At 63.7% G+C, this 15882-nt stretch carries 10 protein-coding genes; 4 read left to right on the top strand and 6 right to left on the bottom strand.

The window, feature by feature from the left end; all coding sequences use genetic code 11:
• Position 1 precedes the first annotated feature (1 nt).
• From XI06_RS34480 to XI06_RS34470, 3 genes are all read right to left on the bottom strand, one after another.
• A complete protein-coding gene (locus XI06_RS34480; protein WP_271607330.1) occupies positions 2-3118 on the bottom strand; it encodes an efflux RND transporter permease subunit in 3117 nt (1038 codons plus the stop codon).
• A gap of 33 nt (positions 3119-3151) precedes the next feature.
• Positions 3152-4396, bottom strand: a complete 1245-nt coding sequence (locus tag XI06_RS34475; RefSeq protein WP_237863835.1) for an efflux RND transporter periplasmic adaptor subunit — start codon at positions 4394-4396, stop codon at positions 3152-3154.
• A gap of 151 nt (positions 4397-4547) precedes the next feature.
• A complete protein-coding gene (locus XI06_RS34470; RefSeq protein ID WP_271607329.1) occupies positions 4548-5942 on the bottom strand; it encodes a CoA transferase in 1395 nt (464 codons plus the stop codon).
• A gap of 112 nt (positions 5943-6054) precedes the next feature.
• Here XI06_RS34470 and XI06_RS34465 point away from each other — a divergent pair, with 112 nt between their 5' ends.
• Both XI06_RS34465 and XI06_RS34460 read left to right on the top strand, forming a co-directional pair.
• A complete protein-coding gene (locus tag XI06_RS34465) occupies positions 6055-6342 on the top strand; it encodes a hypothetical protein (protein WP_212241468.1) in 288 nt (95 codons plus the stop codon).
• A gap of 198 nt (positions 6343-6540) precedes the next feature.
• On the top strand, positions 6541-7311 hold the full coding sequence (locus XI06_RS34460) for an SDR family NAD(P)-dependent oxidoreductase (RefSeq protein WP_237863833.1): 771 nt from the start codon (positions 6541-6543) through the stop codon (positions 7309-7311).
• Between the two features lie 43 nt (positions 7312-7354).
• Here XI06_RS34460 and XI06_RS34455 read toward each other — a convergent pair whose 3' ends face one another.
• Genes XI06_RS34455 through XI06_RS34445 form a run of 3 tightly spaced genes read right to left on the bottom strand, consistent with a single transcriptional unit; the run spans position 7355 to position 13003 of the window.
• Positions 7355-10729 carry an error-prone DNA polymerase gene (locus XI06_RS34455; protein WP_237863832.1) on the bottom strand — a complete coding sequence of 1125 codons (3375 nt, stop codon included), beginning with the start codon at positions 10727-10729 and terminating at the stop codon, positions 7355-7357.
• Entirely contained in the window at positions 10726-12318 is a 1593-nt protein-coding gene (locus XI06_RS34450) for a Y-family DNA polymerase (protein ID WP_237863831.1), read from the bottom strand. The genes XI06_RS34455 and XI06_RS34450 overlap by 4 nt, the downstream gene beginning before the upstream one ends.
• Positions 12215-13003, bottom strand: coding sequence for an ImuA family protein (locus tag XI06_RS34445; protein ID WP_237863830.1), 789 nt, complete (start codon positions 13001-13003; stop codon positions 12215-12217). The genes XI06_RS34450 and XI06_RS34445 overlap by 104 nt, the downstream gene beginning before the upstream one ends.
• Before the next feature lie 160 nt (positions 13004-13163).
• On the opposite strand from XI06_RS34445, the gene XI06_RS34440 reads away from it, so the two are divergent.
• Positions 13164-14399 (top strand): putative DNA modification/repair radical SAM protein, encoded by a 1236-nt coding sequence (locus XI06_RS34440; protein WP_237863829.1) that lies wholly within the window; start codon positions 13164-13166, stop codon positions 14397-14399.
• A complete protein-coding gene (locus XI06_RS34435) occupies positions 14399-15841 on the top strand; it encodes a UdgX family uracil-DNA binding protein (RefSeq protein ID WP_271607328.1) in 1443 nt (480 codons plus the stop codon). The genes XI06_RS34440 and XI06_RS34435 overlap by 1 nt, the downstream gene beginning before the upstream one ends.
• Positions 15842-15882 lie beyond the last annotated feature (41 nt).

Below are 15882 nucleotides of genomic sequence, written 5' to 3'. Positions count from 1 at the left end.
ATCAGCGCGCCCGGCGCGAGAAGAACGAAATCAGCACCGGCAGCGTCACCAGGATCACGACCGGCGCCAGCATCATGCCGGTGACGACGACGACCGCGAGCGGCTTCTGCACCTGGGAACCGATGCCTCCCGACAGCGCGGCGGGTAGCAGGCCGACGCCGGCGACGACGCAGGTCATCAACACCGGGCGGAGCTGCAACTCGCCGGTGCGGATCACCGCGCTCATGCGGTCCATACCTTCATCGATGAGCTGGTTGAACTGCGAGAGGATGATGATGCCGTCCATCACGGCGATGCCGAACAGAGCGATGAAGCCGATCGCAGCCGAGACGCTGAACGCCGTGCCGGTGATCAACAGACCGAGCACACCGCCGAAGATCGCCATCGGGATCACGCTCATGGCGAGCAAGGTGTCGGTCATCGAGCCGAAATTGAACCAGAGCAAGATGGCGATCAGCGCCAGCGAGATCGGCACCACGATCGACAGCCGCCGGATCGCATCCTGGAGATTGCCGAATTCGCCGACCCATTCCATGTGCGAGCCGGGCGGCAACTGCACCTGATCGGCGATCTTCTGCTGCGCCTCGCGGATGGCGCTGCCGAGGTCGCGCTCGCGCACCGAGAACTTGATCGGCAGATAGCGCTCCTGCTGCTCGCGATAGATATAGGCGGCACCCGAGACGAGGCTGATATTGGCGACTTCGCTCAGTGGGATTTGCGTGATGGTGCCGTTCGGTCCGGGCGCGCCGATCCTGATATTCTGGATCGCCTCGGCGCTGCGACGGTACTCCGGCGCAAGGCGAACGATGATCGGGAAGTGGCGGTCGCTGCCCGGCTCGTAGAGATCGCCCGCGGTGTCGCCGCCGATCGCGACCTTGATGGTGGCATTGATATCGCCGGGCGCGAGGCCGTAGCGCGCGGCCTTGGCGCGGTCGATGTCGATCTGCACGGTCGGCTGCCCCAGCGAGGTGAAGACGGCGAGGTCGGTGACGCCCTGCACCGTCGACAGCACCTGTTTGATCTTGTTGGCGGTGTCAGTCAGCGCCTGGAGATCGTTGCCGAACAGTTTGATCGAGTTCTCGCCCTTCACGCCCGAGACGGCTTCGGAGACGTTGTCCTGGAGATATTGCGAGAAGTTGAACTCGACGCCCGGGAAACGGTCGTCGAGCTGCTTGAGCAATTGCGCGGTCAGCTCGTCCTTGTCATGTGTGCCGGGCCACTCGCTCGCGGGCTTCAGCGGCGCGAAGAACTCGGCGTTGAAGAAGCCGGCGGCGTCGGTGCCGTCGTCGGGGCGGCCGTGCTGCGACACGACGGATTCGACCTCGGGCCGGGCGCGGATCAGCTTGCGCATCTCGTTGACGTAGCTGTTGCCCTCCTGCAGCGAGATGGTCGGCGGCAGCGTGGCGCGGATCCAGAGATTGCCTTCTTCGAGTTTGGGCAGGAATTCGAGGCCGAGCAGCCGGCCGAACATGATCGTCATCACCACGAGGCCGATCGCGCCGCCGAGCATGATGCTTCGGTTGGCGACGGCCCAGTTCAGCAACGGCATGTAGAGCCGGTGCAGGACCTGCATCACGCGGGTCTCTGTCTCCTCGACATGGGCGGGCAGGATGATCGCGGACAGCGCGGGCGTGACGGTGAAGGTCGCCAGCAGGCCGCCGGCGAGCGCGTAGGCATAGGTGCGCGCCATCGGTCCGAAGATGTTGCCCTCGACGCCAGAGAGCGTGAACAGCGGCAGGAAGGCCGCGATGATGATCGCGGCGGCAAAGAAGATCGAGCGCGAGACGTCGGCCGCGGCGCTGAGGATGGCGTGGCTCTTCATGCCGAAAAGCGTCTCTTGCGACATCTGCTCGGATTCCGACGGTGGCGTGGTCTGCGTCAGGCGGCGGAAGATCGCCTCCACCATGATGACGGTGGCATCTACGATCAGGCCGAAATCGATGGCGCCGACCGAGAGCAGGTTGGCCGATTCCCCGCGCAACACCAGGATGATCACGGCGAAGAACAGCGCGAATGGTATCGTGGCGCCGACGATCAGCGCGCTGCGCAAATCGCCGAGGAAGATCCACTGCAGCAGCACGATCAGCAGGATGCCCACCACCATGTTGTGCAGCACGGTGTGGGTGGTGAGATCGATCAGGTCCTTGCGGTCGTAGATGCGCTCGATGCGCACGCCCGGCGGCAGGATGGTGGAATTGTTGATCTGGGCGACGAGCTGCTCGACGCGACTGATGGTCGGCGTGCTCTGCTCGCCGCGACGCATCAAGACGATGCCCTGCACGATGTCGTCGGAATCGTCGAGGCCGGCGATGCCGAGGCGCGGCTTCTGGCCGACGGTGACGGTGGCGACGTCCTTCACCAGCACCGGATTGCCGTTGGTCTGGGCGACCATGGTGTTAGCGAGGTCGTCGATCGACTTGATCAGGCCGACGCCGCGGACCACCGCCGATTGCTGGCCGATATTGACGGTGTTGCCGCCGACATTGACGTTGGAGTTGCTGACCGCCTGGAGCAGCTGCGGCAGTGTCAGGCCGTTGGCGACCAGCTTGTTGTTGTCGACCTCGAGCTCATAGGTCTTGCTCTTGCCGCCCCAGCCGGTGACGTCGATCACGCCGGGCACGGCGCGGAAGCGGCGCTGGAGGATCCAGTCCTGGATGGTCTTGAGGTCGAGCACGCTGTAGTTCGGCGGGCCGACCAGGCGATAGCGGAAGATTTCGCCGATCGGGCTCAGCGGCGATATCTGCGGCTGCACGTTGCCCGGCAGCGGCGCCAGCTGCGCCAGGCGGTTCAAGACCTGCTGCAGCGCCTCTTCATAGGTGTAGGCGAAGGAGAACTGCAGTTTGACGTCGGAGAGGCCGTAGAGCGAGATGGTGCGGATCGTCGTCAGGTTCTTCAGGCCCGCGACCTGGGTCTCGATCGGGATCGTGATGTAGCGTTCGATCTCTTCCGCCGACAGGCCCGGGCTCTGGGTGACGATGTCGACCATCGGTGGGGTCGGATCCGGATAGGCCTCGATGTTGAGCTGGTTGAACGCAATCAGGCCGCCGATGAGCACGGCGGCGAACATGCCGACCATCAGGAAGCGCCGGTTGACGGCAAGGGCGACGAGACGGTCCATTCAGGTTTTTCGCAGTTTCGTGGGGCTCGTCGATCAACTACCGGACGCCGCGCGGTCGATGAACAGGCTGCCTTTGACGACGATCTGTTCGCCGGGCTTCAGGTTGCTGGTCACCTCGACGAGGTTGCCATTGATGAGGCCGATCTTGATCTGGCGGAGCTCGACCGACTTGTCTTCACGCGCGACCCAGATGCGGACCTGGTCGCCTTCGTAGATCAGCGCCTGCTTCGGCACTGCAGGCGCCGCGCGGTCGCCGGCCGAATAGATCGTGACGTTGGCGAACATTTCCGGCTTGAGCAGGCCGTCCTTGTTGTCGATGGTGGCGCGGACCAGCAGGCGGCGGGTATTGGGATCGATTGCAGTGGCGACGTAATTGATCTTGGCGGTCAAGGGGCGGCCCGGCAACGCCATCACGTTGACGCTGATGTCCTGTCCGACGCTGACCATGGCAGCATCGCTCTCGCGCACGAAGGCGGTGAGCCAGACCGTGGAAAGATCGCCGATCACAAAGACTGGATCGCTGGCGCCGGCGCTGACATATTGCCCGGGGCCGATCTTGCGCTGCACGACCGTGCCCGAGAGCGGCGCATAGATCGTGATTTCAGGATTGATGGTGCCCTTGTTCTGGAACGTCTTGATCGTTTCGTCGGTAAAACCGAGGATACGCAGCTTGTTGTTTGCGGCCTCCAGCGCCGTCACCGCCGAGCGCATGTCGTTCTGCGCCTGGACCTGGGTCGCTTCCGCCTGCTGATAATCCTTGAGCGGGATGGCGCGGCCTTCGTAGAGATCCTTGGCGCGCTTGTACTGGATGTCGGCAAGCTCTAGCGCAGACTTTGCCTTGTTCTGCGACGTCATCGCCGCGATGAAATCGTTCTGGGCCTGCACGGTGTCGGCGGCCTCGATTGTGAACAGCGGTTGACCCTGCGTCACGCTCTCGCCCGGCTTGGCTAGCAGCTTGGTCACCCGGCCTGCATAGGGCGAGAAGACCGGCGTCGAGCGGTCCTCATCGACCGCGACTTTGCCCTCGGTGACGTACTCGGCACGGAAGGTTTTGGCGTTGACTGGCTCGATGGTCAGCGTCGCCCATTCGGACGGTGTCGGTGTGAAATTCTGCGCGTTCTTGCGCGACTGACTGGAGACTTCGGAGAGCTTCTTCTCCTTGCCGCCGGCAAACAGGAAGCCATAGGCGCCAGCTCCGGCAAGCACCAGTAAAACTACGGATGCGATCACCCGTTGTTTTGTAAGCACCTGCAATCGCTTGGTCTTTTCAGATACCATGGGGCCCGGTCGTGTCTGCGACGATCTCGGCAGACGACTGCCTCATCGGTCGCGCTAATAGTGCCGATTTGGGATTTCAAACAACCTAAAAAACGCTGGCCGTCCTTCGGTTTGCGTTAAAATTTTGCGACACGTCAGCTTCACGTCAGCTTCAGCGCGGCCATCGCGGCGAATGGCTGCCGAGCGGCATTGCCGGACGGCTCCATTGCGCCGGTGTCCTCGACAGCACGGCCGAATGACGCACCGCCTGCAATGCGCCGAAGCCAGATGACACCGTTTCCATGAACGCTGCATGTACAACCTCGCCCGTAAGATCAGGGGTGTTGAGACCGCTTTCGAGCCGGCCCAGATTCCACAGCCAGCGACCGGTCTGCGCCAGCGACACGCGCACGTGCCAGCTGCCGCCTTCGCGCGCCTGGCGCGCCTTCGCCATCATCGCGCCGAACGCCATCAGATAGCCGGTGGCGTGGTCGAGCATCTGCGCCGGCAATTCCTTCGGACCATCGATACCGGCCGCCTTGCCTTCCGCATGGTTGAAGCCCGTTGTGGTCTGCACCAGCGAATCGAAGCCGCGTCGCTCGGCCCAGGGGCCGGAATGGCCATAGGCCGACAACGTGACGTAGACGATGCCGGGATTGATTTCCGCGGCCTCTTCCGGCGCGAAGCCGAGGCCAGCGAGCGCGCGCGGGCGATAGCCTTGCGAGAAAATGTCGGCGTCTTTCAGCAATTCGCGCATTTGCGCCCTGCCCGCCTCGCTCTTCAGCTCGATGAAGGTGGTGAGCTTGCCGCGGCCGGTGTCGATGGTGAGCCAGGGAATGGCCGGCAGCTCCGGCCCCGAGACCAGCAACACATCCGCCTCATGTGCCGCGAGCGTGCGGCCGGCGACGGGCCCTGCGATGACGCGGGAGAGATCGAGCACGCGCAGACCCGAGAGCGGACGATCACCTCGAGGCCACGGCTTCGGAGGCGCCTCGCCGATCCTCTCGATCGAGACCAGCGGCAATTCGGCCAGCGCACGCGCCTGCGGCAACGACGACCATTGGTCGTAGCTCCGCATCAAGGCAACGACACCACCCGCGGCATAGGCCGCGGTCTCGAAATCCTCGCCCTTCCATTGCATCAGCGCGGCCTGCACCTTCTCGCGCTCGGGCGCGCAGCCAAGCACCTTGCAGACGGCGTCGCGGTGATGCGGGAAATTCGTATGGCAGCGGACGAAGCTGTTGTCGCCGGTCCTGTAAACGCCGGCGATGGCGTCCCAGGCCGGCGGCGGAGGCTTGTCGTCGAGGCGCAGATAGCGCTCGGAGCGGCATTCGACGACGGCGTGGCGCATGTCGACGGTCACGTCCTGCGCCTCGCCGCCGCGCAGTCGCCAGATCTCGGCGGCGGCAAGGCCTGCGGCGGCGATTGTCGCTTGGCCGGCGACGGCGACGCGGAACGAGGACGGAACCTGCGGCTCCTCGCCGGTCAGATGCACGCGCGCGAGTGCGGCTTTATCGCCGCCGGCGGAGGTCCAGATGTCGCTGAGGATGTCGGTGGGGCTTTGCATCGTAGCCTCTCCCTTGTCATTTGAGCATGATCTTTCGGAAAACCGCTGCGCACTTTTCCGGATCATGCTGTAGTTTTCTTGCGACCATCCCATGAGCACGGAAAGGATTGCAATGGCCGCCATCGATCCCCTCACCGCAGGCGCCGTGTTCGTTGCAACGGCGGCGACCGATGCGGTCTATGTGATGTTTACGTCAGCCGTGGTCGCGCGCAAGCGCGTACCGGCCGCGAGCTGGAGCGCGATCTGGTATCTGCTCTCCTCCTACGCGGTGATCAGCTACACAGAAAACGCCGTATATGTGGCGTTCGCTGCGATCGGCTCCTGGGTCGGTGCCTATGCCTCGCTGACCTTCCTGCACCGCCCGCCGGGCGGCCCACCGGTGGGGGCTGCGCCGGAGTGAGGGGGCCGCTCCTCCGGTTCGCACGGTGTCATCATCCGCGAAAGCGGATGATCCCGTATTACAGAGGCGGTTGTGATTGAACCGAGAGGCCGCAGCGTACTGGATACCCCGCTTTCGCGGGGTATGACCCCGAGAACGAATTCGACATCCTCGTTCAAACAACTAAGCTGATTACGACCAACAAAAGGAAAACCAACAATGGATCTCGGTCTCAAGGGAAAAAACGCTATCGTGCTCGGCGGCACGCGCGGCATCGGGCGGGCGATTGCGGCAACGCTGGCCGGGGAAGGCAGTAATGTCGCGGTGTGCGCGCGCAATGCAGAGCAGGTCGCGGCCACCGTTGCTGAATTAAAGGCGGGCGGCATCAACGCCACCGGCGGCAGCGTTGACGTCACCAACGGCGCGGCGCTGAAGGCGTGGGTCGAGGGCGCAGCCAGGGAGCTCGGTGGCATCGACCTGCTGTTCGCCAATGCGGGCGCAATGGCGCAAGGCCACGATCCTGCATCGTGGGAGCAGAATTTCCGGCTCGACGTGCTCGGCGCCGTGCATGCATTCGACGCGGCACGGCCGTTCCTCGAGGCCAGCGGCGAGACGAGCGGCGATGCCGCCTTCGTCATCATCTCCTCGATCTCGGCGGCGCAGGCCGATGTCGCCAGCTCCTACGGCCCGATCAAGGCGGCGCTGATCCACATGGCCAAGGGCCTGGCGCGGCAATACGCGAAGAAGAAGATCCGCGTGAATGTCGTCTCGCCCGGCACCGTCTATTTCAAGGGCGGCGTCTGGGAGATGATCGAGAAGAACATGCCGGAGCGTTACAACGACGCGATGAAGCGCAATCCGACCGGACGCATGGCGACGCCGCAGGAGATCGCAAACGCCGCGGTGTTTCTGGCGAGCCCGGTGTCGGGATTCACCACCGGCTCCAATCTCGTCGTGGACGGCGCGATCTCGAACCGGGTGAATTTCTGACAGGTCATGTCGTCCTGGCGAAAGCCAGGACGACATCGGAGCCTTAGTGAAAATCCCGCGACGGCGGCAGGATACGGACGTTGCGGGGGTGGCGGATTTTCTGCGCCGGCATATCTGCGAGCGCGCGTGGGTCTTCGTTGAGCGGCTCGACCACAGTGGCGCCTGATGGCACCGGGTGCTTGCGGCTCAGGGCATCGTTGGCGAGGCCGACCAGATCGTGCGAGCGATCGATCATGCGCTGCGCGATCAGATGCGTGACCTTCTCGGGACTGCTCTGAATGTAGCCCTGAACCTCGATGAGGCGCGCGCCCATTACCTCCTTGCGGTACTGCTCCATGACCTTGGGCCACACCACGACATTGGCGATGCCGGTTTCGTCCTCCAACGTCATGAACACGACGCCGCTGGCGCTGCCCGGCCGCTGCCGCACCAGCACCACACCGGCACAGCGGACGCGGCGCCGCTCGTTCTCGTGGCTGATCTCCTTGCAGGCGACAATGCGCTCGCGCGAAAACATCTCACGCAGGAATTCCATCGGATGGCCCTTCAGCGATAGCCGGATGGTCTGGTAATCCGCGACGACCTGTTCGGGGCGCGGCATCACGGGGAGCGGTTTTGCGCGCTCGTCCGGCTGCTCGCGTGCGGTGGCCGCTTCGAATAGCGGCAGCGCCACGTCGTCAGGCAGCCGCCGCACCTGCCACAACGCCTCGCGGCGGTCGAGCCCGAGCGAGCGGAACGCGTCCGCATCGGCCAGCAGGATCAGCGCACGCTTGGGCAGGCCGGTGTCGCGGGCGAAGTCCTCGAGCGAGGTGAAGGGCCGGCGGCTGCGGGCATCAATGATAAGATCGGCCCAATCTTTCTGGGTGACATAGACCTTGCCTTGCCTCTTCGCCTGCTCCTTTTTGAGGAACTCCTCATCCGGATCGAGCCAGTGGAAGCCATCAATCTGGCGAAAGCCGAGACGCACAGCGCAATATCTGCCTTCCGTATTCTCCAGCGTATTCTGCGCAAAGCTGTAGGACACATCGATCTCGCGAACCTCGACGCTGTTCTTGCGGGCATCGCCGACGATCTGCGCCGGTGCGTAAAAGCCCATCGGCTGCGAATTCAAGAGGCCACAGCAGAAGGCGTCGGGGTGATGATATTTCAGCCATGACGAGATGTAGACGAGCTGCGCAAAGCTCGCGGCATGGCTCTCGGGAAAACCGTAGGAGCCGAAGCCCTTGATCTGGTCAAAGCAGCTTCTGGCGAAGTTTGCATCATAGCCGCGCGCCACCATGTTGCCGATCAGCTTCTCCTCGTATTGGCCGATGGTGCCGACATTGCGGAAGGTCGCCATCGAGCGGCGCAGGCCATTGGCTTCCTCGGGGGTGAATTTCGCCGCTTCGATCGCGATGCGCATCGCCTGCTCCTGGAACAGGGGCACGCCCTTGGTCTTGTGCAGCACCTTGTAGAGTTCGTCAGCGGGACCATGCTCCGGCGATGGCGAGGGATAGGTGACCTTCTCCAAATTATTCCGGCGCCGCAAGTAAGGATGCACCATGTCGCCCTGGATCGGCCCCGGGCGCACGATCGCGACCTCGATGACGAGATCGTAGAAGGTCCGTGGTTTCAACCGCGGCAGCATGTTCATCTGGGCGCGGCTCTCGACCTGGAACACGCCGAGCGACTCGCCAGCACACAGCATGTCGTAAACCTTGGGGTCATCCTGTGGAACGCTTGCCAGCACGAAACGCTCGCCCTTGTGCTGATCGATCAGATCAAAGCATTTCCTGATGCAGGTCAGCATGCCGAGCGCGAGCACGTCGACCTTCATCATGTTGAGCGCGTCGACGTCGTCCTTGTCCCATTCGATGAAGGTGCGATCGTCCATCGCGGCATTGCCGATCGGCACATAAGTGTCGAGCCGGTCCTGCGTCAGCACATAGCCGCCGACATGCTGGGACAGATGGCGCGGGAATTCGATCAGCTCGGTCGCCAGCTCGACCGCAAGGCCAATCATGGGGTTTTGCGGATCGAGCCCGGCCTGCCGGACCTGCATATCGTTGAGGCCCTTGCCCCAGCTGCCCCAGACAGTGTCAGCGAGCGCGGCGGTGACGTCCTCGGTCAGGCCGAGTGCCTTGCCGACGTCGCGGATGGCGCTGCGCGGACGATAATGAATGATGGTGGCAATGATCGCGGCGCGGTGGCGGCCGTAGCGGCGATAGACATATTGCATCACCTCCTCGCGCCGCGAATGCTCGAAATCGACGTCGATGTCGGGTGGCTCGAGCCGCTCCTTAGAGATGAAACGCTCGAACAAGAGATCGACCTTGGTCGGATCGACCGAGGTGATCCCGAGCACGTAGCAGACGGCCGAATTCGCCGCCGATCCCCGCCCCTGGCACAGAATGTTCTGGCTGCGCGCGTAATGGACGATGTCGTGCACGGTAAGGAAGTAATGCGCGTATTTCAGCTCTGATATCAGCGCGAGTTCCTTGTTGAGCGTCGCACGCAGCTTGTCGTCGATCTTGCCGCCGAAATATTTATCAACCCCCGCCCAGGTCAGATCCTCCAGATGTCCCTGCGCGGTCTTGCCCGGCGGCACCGGCTCATCAGGATATTGATATCTGAGCTGGTCGAGCGAGAACTGGATCCTGTCGGCAAAACGCATGGTCTCCGCGATCGCCTCGGGGACATCGCGGAACAGCCGGGACATCTCGCGGGGCGTCTTCAGAAAGCGCTCGGCATTGGCTTCCAGCTTGCGTCCGACGGCCTCGATCGTGGTCTTTTCCCGGATGCAGGTGAGCACGTCCTGGAGGGGGCGCCGGCCGGGATCGTGATAGAGCACCTCGTTGGTCGCGAGCAGCGGCACCTTTGCTTTGGCGGCGAGATCATCGAGCCGCGCCAGGCGACGGCGATCGTCACCACGATAGATCAGGCTCGCCGCCAGCCACACACCGTCAGCGCGGCTTGCTTTCAGCTTTGAAAGCACATCCAGCGCTTGCGCATCATCAAACCGATGCGGCAGCGTCAGGACCAGGAGCTGGCCTTCCGCAAACTCCAACAGATCGCCAAAGCTGAGATGGCACTCGCCTTTCTCGATCCGGGTGATGTCGTCGCCGCGCTTGCCCCGGGTCAGAAGCTGGCAGAGCCGGCCATAGGCAGCGCGATCGCGTGGATAGACGAAAATGTCGGGCGTGCCGTCGATGAAGACGATGCGTGCGCCGATCAGCAGCTTTGGCTTGTGCAGCACCTTGTCATTGTCGAGCTCATTCCAGGCCCGCACCACGCCGGCCAGCGTGTTGTGATCGGCAATCCCGATCACGGGAATGCCGAGCTTGCTGGCCTGATGCACATAGGCGCGCGGATCCGACCCGCCGCGCAGGAAGGAGAAATTGGTGGTGATGCCGATCTCGGCATAGGCAGGAATGTTCATGCGAAGAGACCGTGCACATACCAGCGGGGTGGAGCGGGCTCGCCGTCGGCGTCGAACACCTCCCCTTCATAAAGACCGTCGCGAAAAATCCAGAAGCGCAGGCCCTCTGCATCCTCGATGCGGAAATAATCCCGCGTCAGCGGCTTGCCGTCCTGCCGCCACCATTCCATCGCGATGCGTTCGGGCCCCTCCACCCGCACCACCGCATGTTTCGCGCGCCGCCAGGTGAATTGGTGCGGCGGGCCGTCAGGCACGGTCGCGAACGGCACGGAGACCGGCTCCGGCTGGTCGAACAGTCTGAGGGGACGCAGCGGTGGCTCGCTTTCGGCACGCGCGGGCCACTCGGCCTGCACGGCAGCAGCGAGATGATGCTGGGCGGGCGCGGCCAGCACCGCCTGCTCGGGGATATGGGTATCCTGCGGCAGATGCACGACGACACGCTTTCCGCCGATGCGCGCGGCGATACGGTCGATCAGCGCGGCGAGTTCGTCATTGTCATGGATGTGAGCATCGAGATCGCGCTGCTCCTGCACCACGATCTCGGTGCGGCTTGCCGACAGGCGCACCATGTCGAAGCCGAAGCCGGGATCGAGCGGATCGGCGAGCGCATCGAGCCGTTCGCGGAACAGGCGGTCAATCACGGCGCTTCGCGTTACCGGACGTCCGGTTTCGACCGTGATCGCGCGCACCACGCCGTCAGTGCGGAAGAACGCGGCTTCCAGCCGCCGCGCGCCCTTGCCCTGCTTCTCCATGGCGACGATCAACGTGTTAGCGAGCCGCGACAGCGTCATCGCGATCATGGTGTCGGTCGCGATCGGCTCGGCAAAGCGTTTTTCCACGATGTAATCGGGCAGCGGCTTGCGAGGGCTGATCGGCGCATCGCCCTGTCCCAGCGCATGCGCAAGCAGCGTGGAGAACCGCGCACCGAACCGCGCCGTGATTTCGCTCGGGGTGCGCGAGGCGACATCGCCGATGGTCTTCAGACCGGCACGGCGCAAGCCGGTGGTGATCGCCTCATCCGCACCGAGTGCGGACACCGGAAACCGGTCGATCGCCGCTGCCTCCCCGCCATCGGCAACGATGCTGCCCGCGGCCTGCCGCGTCAGCGTGCGCGCGCAGACCGAGGTGCCGGCAACGGCTGCGCTGACGACAAAGCCTTGTCGACCGAGCGCCCGGACCAGCGTCTGCAACAAGGCCGCCTCGCCACCGAACAGATGCGCGCAGCCGGTGATATCGAGGAACAGGCCGTGCGGCGCATCGAGCGCCACCAGCGGCGTGAAGCGGTCGCACCAGTCGGCGATGTCGCTGAGCGTCTTGGCATCGGCGACGACATCGGCGTCGAACACTTTCAGGTCCGGACACATCGCTCGCGCATTGGCCAGCGGCTGGCCGATATGCAGACCCAAACGTTCGGCAGCTTCGTCCAGCGCATGGATCACCAGCGCATTGTTGTCCTTGATGACAACGATGCTCGGCGCATTGGTCTTACCCAGCCCGGCGCTGCTGAAGAACCGCTGGATCCGGTCGATGGGCAGGCGTGGCAGCCACAGGCTGAGGATACGCCGACGGTTCACTGAACTGGCACTCATCACACTTCCATTCCATGATCCACCGGCCGCACGGGCCATGACGATTGCGCAACAGCTCGACATCGAAGCGCGGCGCGCCCCAGGCACTCCATGCTGAACCCGGCGGCGAATGCGCCGCGCGCAGCATCCATCTGGTCTCCGCGGTCGAAGGCAGCGGCTGCGCCGCCATCCGCAGCAACAGGCCAGTGACGCCTGAGCCTTGCGCGGCCAGCGTCAGCTTGCGGCTCGCCACCAGGTCGAACTGCCTGGTCTCGCCCCAGAGCTCGAGCACGACGGCGCCGAGCGCATCGCAGGCGAGCGCATCGGCCGAGGTGCGCAGCGCGCTCTCGACGTCAGCCGCACGCACCATCACCACGCGACGCGGATCGAGGCCGAGCTCGGCGAGCCCGCTCATCGACAGCGCGCCGGTCTCGATCTGCGAGAAATCCTGCCGAACCCACAATAGCGGCCGCTGCGTCGTGACGCGGCCCGCAAGCCCCGTGACAAAGCCCGTCGCGGCCGCACCCTGGCGCCCTTCGCAAAACACCTCGTGGATCGCCGCGCGCGCGAGCCCGCCTTTCAAGGCGCGATCGACCTCACCGTGACCGAGCGCGACGCGGTCGTGATGATGCACGACCTCCGCTGTCTCGATCCGTTCGATCTGGCTGCGCAAGGTCGCAAGCGCGCTCATGCGTGCGCCGCTCATGCTCGCCGCTCCCTAGAGATTGATGCCGTGGCTTTCAAAAGAAGAACCAACGGCTGGCTCATTTGTTCATGATATGTTCTAATATAAAGCTAACGGCAGCCGAAGAGTCAATCGAATTGGCGCGCCAAAGATTCATGAGCGGAATCAAAGAGATTCAAACATGGACGTACAACGCAAACTGGAAATTCTCGCGGATGCCGCCAAGTACGACGCGTCCTGCGCCTCCAGCGGCACCGAGAAGCGGGATTCCAGCGACGGCAAGGGCATGGGTTCGACCGCGCCGGGCATGGGCATCTGCCATTCCTACGCGCCGGACGGACGCTGCATCTCGCTGCTCAAGGTGCTGCTGACCAACGCCTGCAATTACGATTGCCTCTATTGCGTCAACCGCGCTTCCTCCAACGTGCCGCGCGCCCGCTTCACCGTCGACGAGGTGGTCAAGCTGACGCTGGACTTCTACCGACGCAATTACATCGAGGGACTGTTTCTCTCCTCCGGCATCATTCGCAGCCCCGACTACACGATGGAGCAAGTGGTGAGCGTCGCGCGAAAACTGCGCGAGGAACATCACTTCCGCGGCTACATCCATCTCAAGACCATTCCGGAGGCCGACGACGCGCTGATCACGGAAGCCGGCAAATATGCCGACCGTCTTTCCATCAACATCGAGATGCCCGAAGCGGCGAGCTTGCAGCAATTCGCGCCGGAGAAGGACGTGCGCGCGATCCGCCGCACCATGGGCCGGCTGCGACTCAAGCTGGACGAGGCCGAGGACGATCGCGCCGCGAAAACGAGAGCGAAGCCGCAGCGCTTCGCGCCGGCCGGACAAAGCACGCAGATGATCGTCGGCGCAGACAGCGCGAACGACCACACCATTCTCCATACCAGTGCCAATCTCTACGGCTCCTATCGACTGAGGCGCGTCTACTATTCCGCCTTCAGCCCGATCCCGGACGCCAGCCGCGCTTTGCCTCTGGTCAAGCCGCCACTGCTGCGCGAGCACCGGCTCTACCAGGCCGATTGGCTGATGCGCTTCTACGGCTTCGATGTTGCGGAGATCGTCGACGACAGCGCCATGCTGCCGCTCGACATCGATCCCAAGCTCGCCTGGGCGCTGCGCCATCGCGACCGCTTCCCGCTCGACGTCAACCGCGCCAGCCGCGAGGAGCTGCTGCGGGTGCCAGGCTTCGGTACCAAGGCGGTCGAGCGCATTATCGCGACGCGGCGCACCACCACGATCCGCCTCTCCGATCTGGCGCGGCTACACGTGCCCCGTCACAAAGCGCTGCCGTTCATCATCCTCAGCGATCATCACCCTACGCCGCATCGTCTCGATGCTGCCGGGCTGATCGAACGATTCAAGCCGAAAGCAACGCAATTGGGGTTTGGATTCTGATGCAGTACATCACCCTCGACAGCGAAACCGATTTCGACGGCTGGCGCAAAGCCGCACGCAGCCTCGTGCTTCATCATGTGCAGCCCGCCGATGTCACCTGGGCCGTGCAAGGCGACGACGCCGATTTGTTTGCGCCGCCCGCACCGTCGCCGATCCTCGAAGTGAATGACGGCACGTTCAATGTATCAGGCAAATTCGTCGATCTCGCGAAATCGGCAATCCTGCATCGCGATCGCGAGCGCTTTGCGATTCTCTATCGCCTGCTCTGGCGGCTGAAGGACCATCACGATCTCATCGAGGTCGCGACCGATCCCGACATCGCGCTGGTGACGGCGATGGCACGCGCGGTCCATCGCGACGAGCACAAGATGCACGCCTTCGTGCGCTTTCGCGAGATCGGCCGGGAACGCGCCGCGCATTACGTCGCGTGGTTCGAGCCGGAACATCACATCGTCGAGCTCGCCGCGCCATTCTTCGCAAGACGCTTTGCCGACATGCCCTGGTCGATCCTGACGCCCGATCTCTGCGCGCATTGGGATGGCCACGCGCTCTCATTCACGCCTGGCGTGAGCAAGAGCGAGGCGCCAAGCGAAGACCGGCTGGAGGAAACCTGGCGGCGCTATTACGCCAGCATCTTCAATCCGGCACGGCTCAAGGTGAAAGCGATGCAGACGGAGATGCCGAAAAAATATTGGAGGAACCTGCCCGAGGCCTCGATCATTAAGCCCTTGATCGAGGACGCGGAGCGCATGACCGGTGCTATGATCGCCAATGCCGCGACCGATCCGCACAAGCCTCAGAAGCGGCCGGAGGCCCCGATGACACGCAAGACGGCTGCCGATGATCTCGAAGCCCTCCGCGAGGAGGCCGCGCATTGCCGCGCCTGCCCGCTCTACAAGGACGCAACACAAACCGTGTTCGGCGAAGGCCCGAAGCACGCCACCATCATGCTGGTCGGTGAGCAGCCGGGCGACAAGGAAGACCTTGCCGGTCATCCCTTCGTCGGCCCGGCCGGCCAGATGCTCGACCGCGCGCTTGCGGAGGCCGGCGTCGATCGCAAGAAGGTCTATGTCACCAACGCCGTGAAGCACTTCAAATTCGTGCCGCGCGGAAAGATCCGCCTGCACCAGAAGCCGGCAACGCCGGAGATCAAAGCTTGTCGGCAATGGTATGAGCGGGAAGTTTCGGCAATCCAGCCCGAGCTCATCGTGGCGATGGGCGCAACCGCTGCGCAAAGCGTGTTCGGCAAGATCACGCCCATCGGCAAGACTCGCGGCCGGCTCATAGACCTCCCCGACGGACGCAAGGCTCTGGTGACGGTGCATCCGTCCCATCTGCTGCGGCTACCTGATCCCGAGGCGAAGGTGATGGAATATCAGCGCTTTGTCGAAGACCTGAAGATCGCCGCCGCGTTGCAGAAGAAAGCCGCGCGCGCCGCCTGACGCAGCTCCGATGCACGGCAACAAGCCGTGGAGAACTCACG

The sequence above is a fragment of the Bradyrhizobium sp. CCBAU 11434 genome (assembly GCF_028128895.1).
Lineage (GTDB): Bacteria > Pseudomonadota > Alphaproteobacteria > Rhizobiales > Xanthobacteraceae > Bradyrhizobium > Bradyrhizobium zhengyangense.
The sequence above is the reverse complement of the archived record's forward strand: the minus strand, read 5'-3'. Positions and strand labels throughout refer to the sequence as shown.

Excerpts from the sequence above, each read along its gene's own strand:
- XI06_RS34480 (WP_271607330.1), bottom strand. The coding sequence starts at position 3,118 with ATGGACCGTCTCGTCGCCCTTGCCGTCAACCGGCGCTTCCTGATGGTC.
- XI06_RS34465 (WP_212241468.1), top strand. The coding sequence starts at position 6,055 with ATGGCCGCCATCGATCCCCTCACCGCAGGCGCCGTGTTCGTTGCAACG.
- XI06_RS34470 (WP_271607329.1), bottom strand. The coding sequence starts at position 5,942 with ATGCAAAGCCCCACCGACATCCTCAGCGACATCTGGACCTCCGCCGGC.
- XI06_RS34475 (WP_237863835.1), bottom strand. The coding sequence starts at position 4,396 with ATGGTATCTGAAAAGACCAAGCGATTGCAGGTGCTTACAAAACAACGG.
- XI06_RS34435 (WP_271607328.1), top strand. The coding sequence starts at position 14,399 with ATGCAGTACATCACCCTCGACAGCGAAACCGATTTCGACGGCTGGCGC.
- XI06_RS34440 (WP_237863829.1), top strand. The coding sequence starts at position 13,164 with ATGGACGTACAACGCAAACTGGAAATTCTCGCGGATGCCGCCAAGTAC.
- XI06_RS34455 (WP_237863832.1), bottom strand. The coding sequence starts at position 10,729 with ATGAACATTCCTGCCTATGCCGAGATCGGCATCACCACCAATTTCTCC.
- XI06_RS34460 (WP_237863833.1), top strand. The coding sequence starts at position 6,541 with ATGGATCTCGGTCTCAAGGGAAAAAACGCTATCGTGCTCGGCGGCACG.
- XI06_RS34450 (WP_237863831.1), bottom strand. The coding sequence starts at position 12,318 with ATGAGTGCCAGTTCAGTGAACCGTCGGCGTATCCTCAGCCTGTGGCTG.
- XI06_RS34445 (WP_237863830.1), bottom strand. The coding sequence starts at position 13,003 with ATGAGCGGCGCACGCATGAGCGCGCTTGCGACCTTGCGCAGCCAGATC.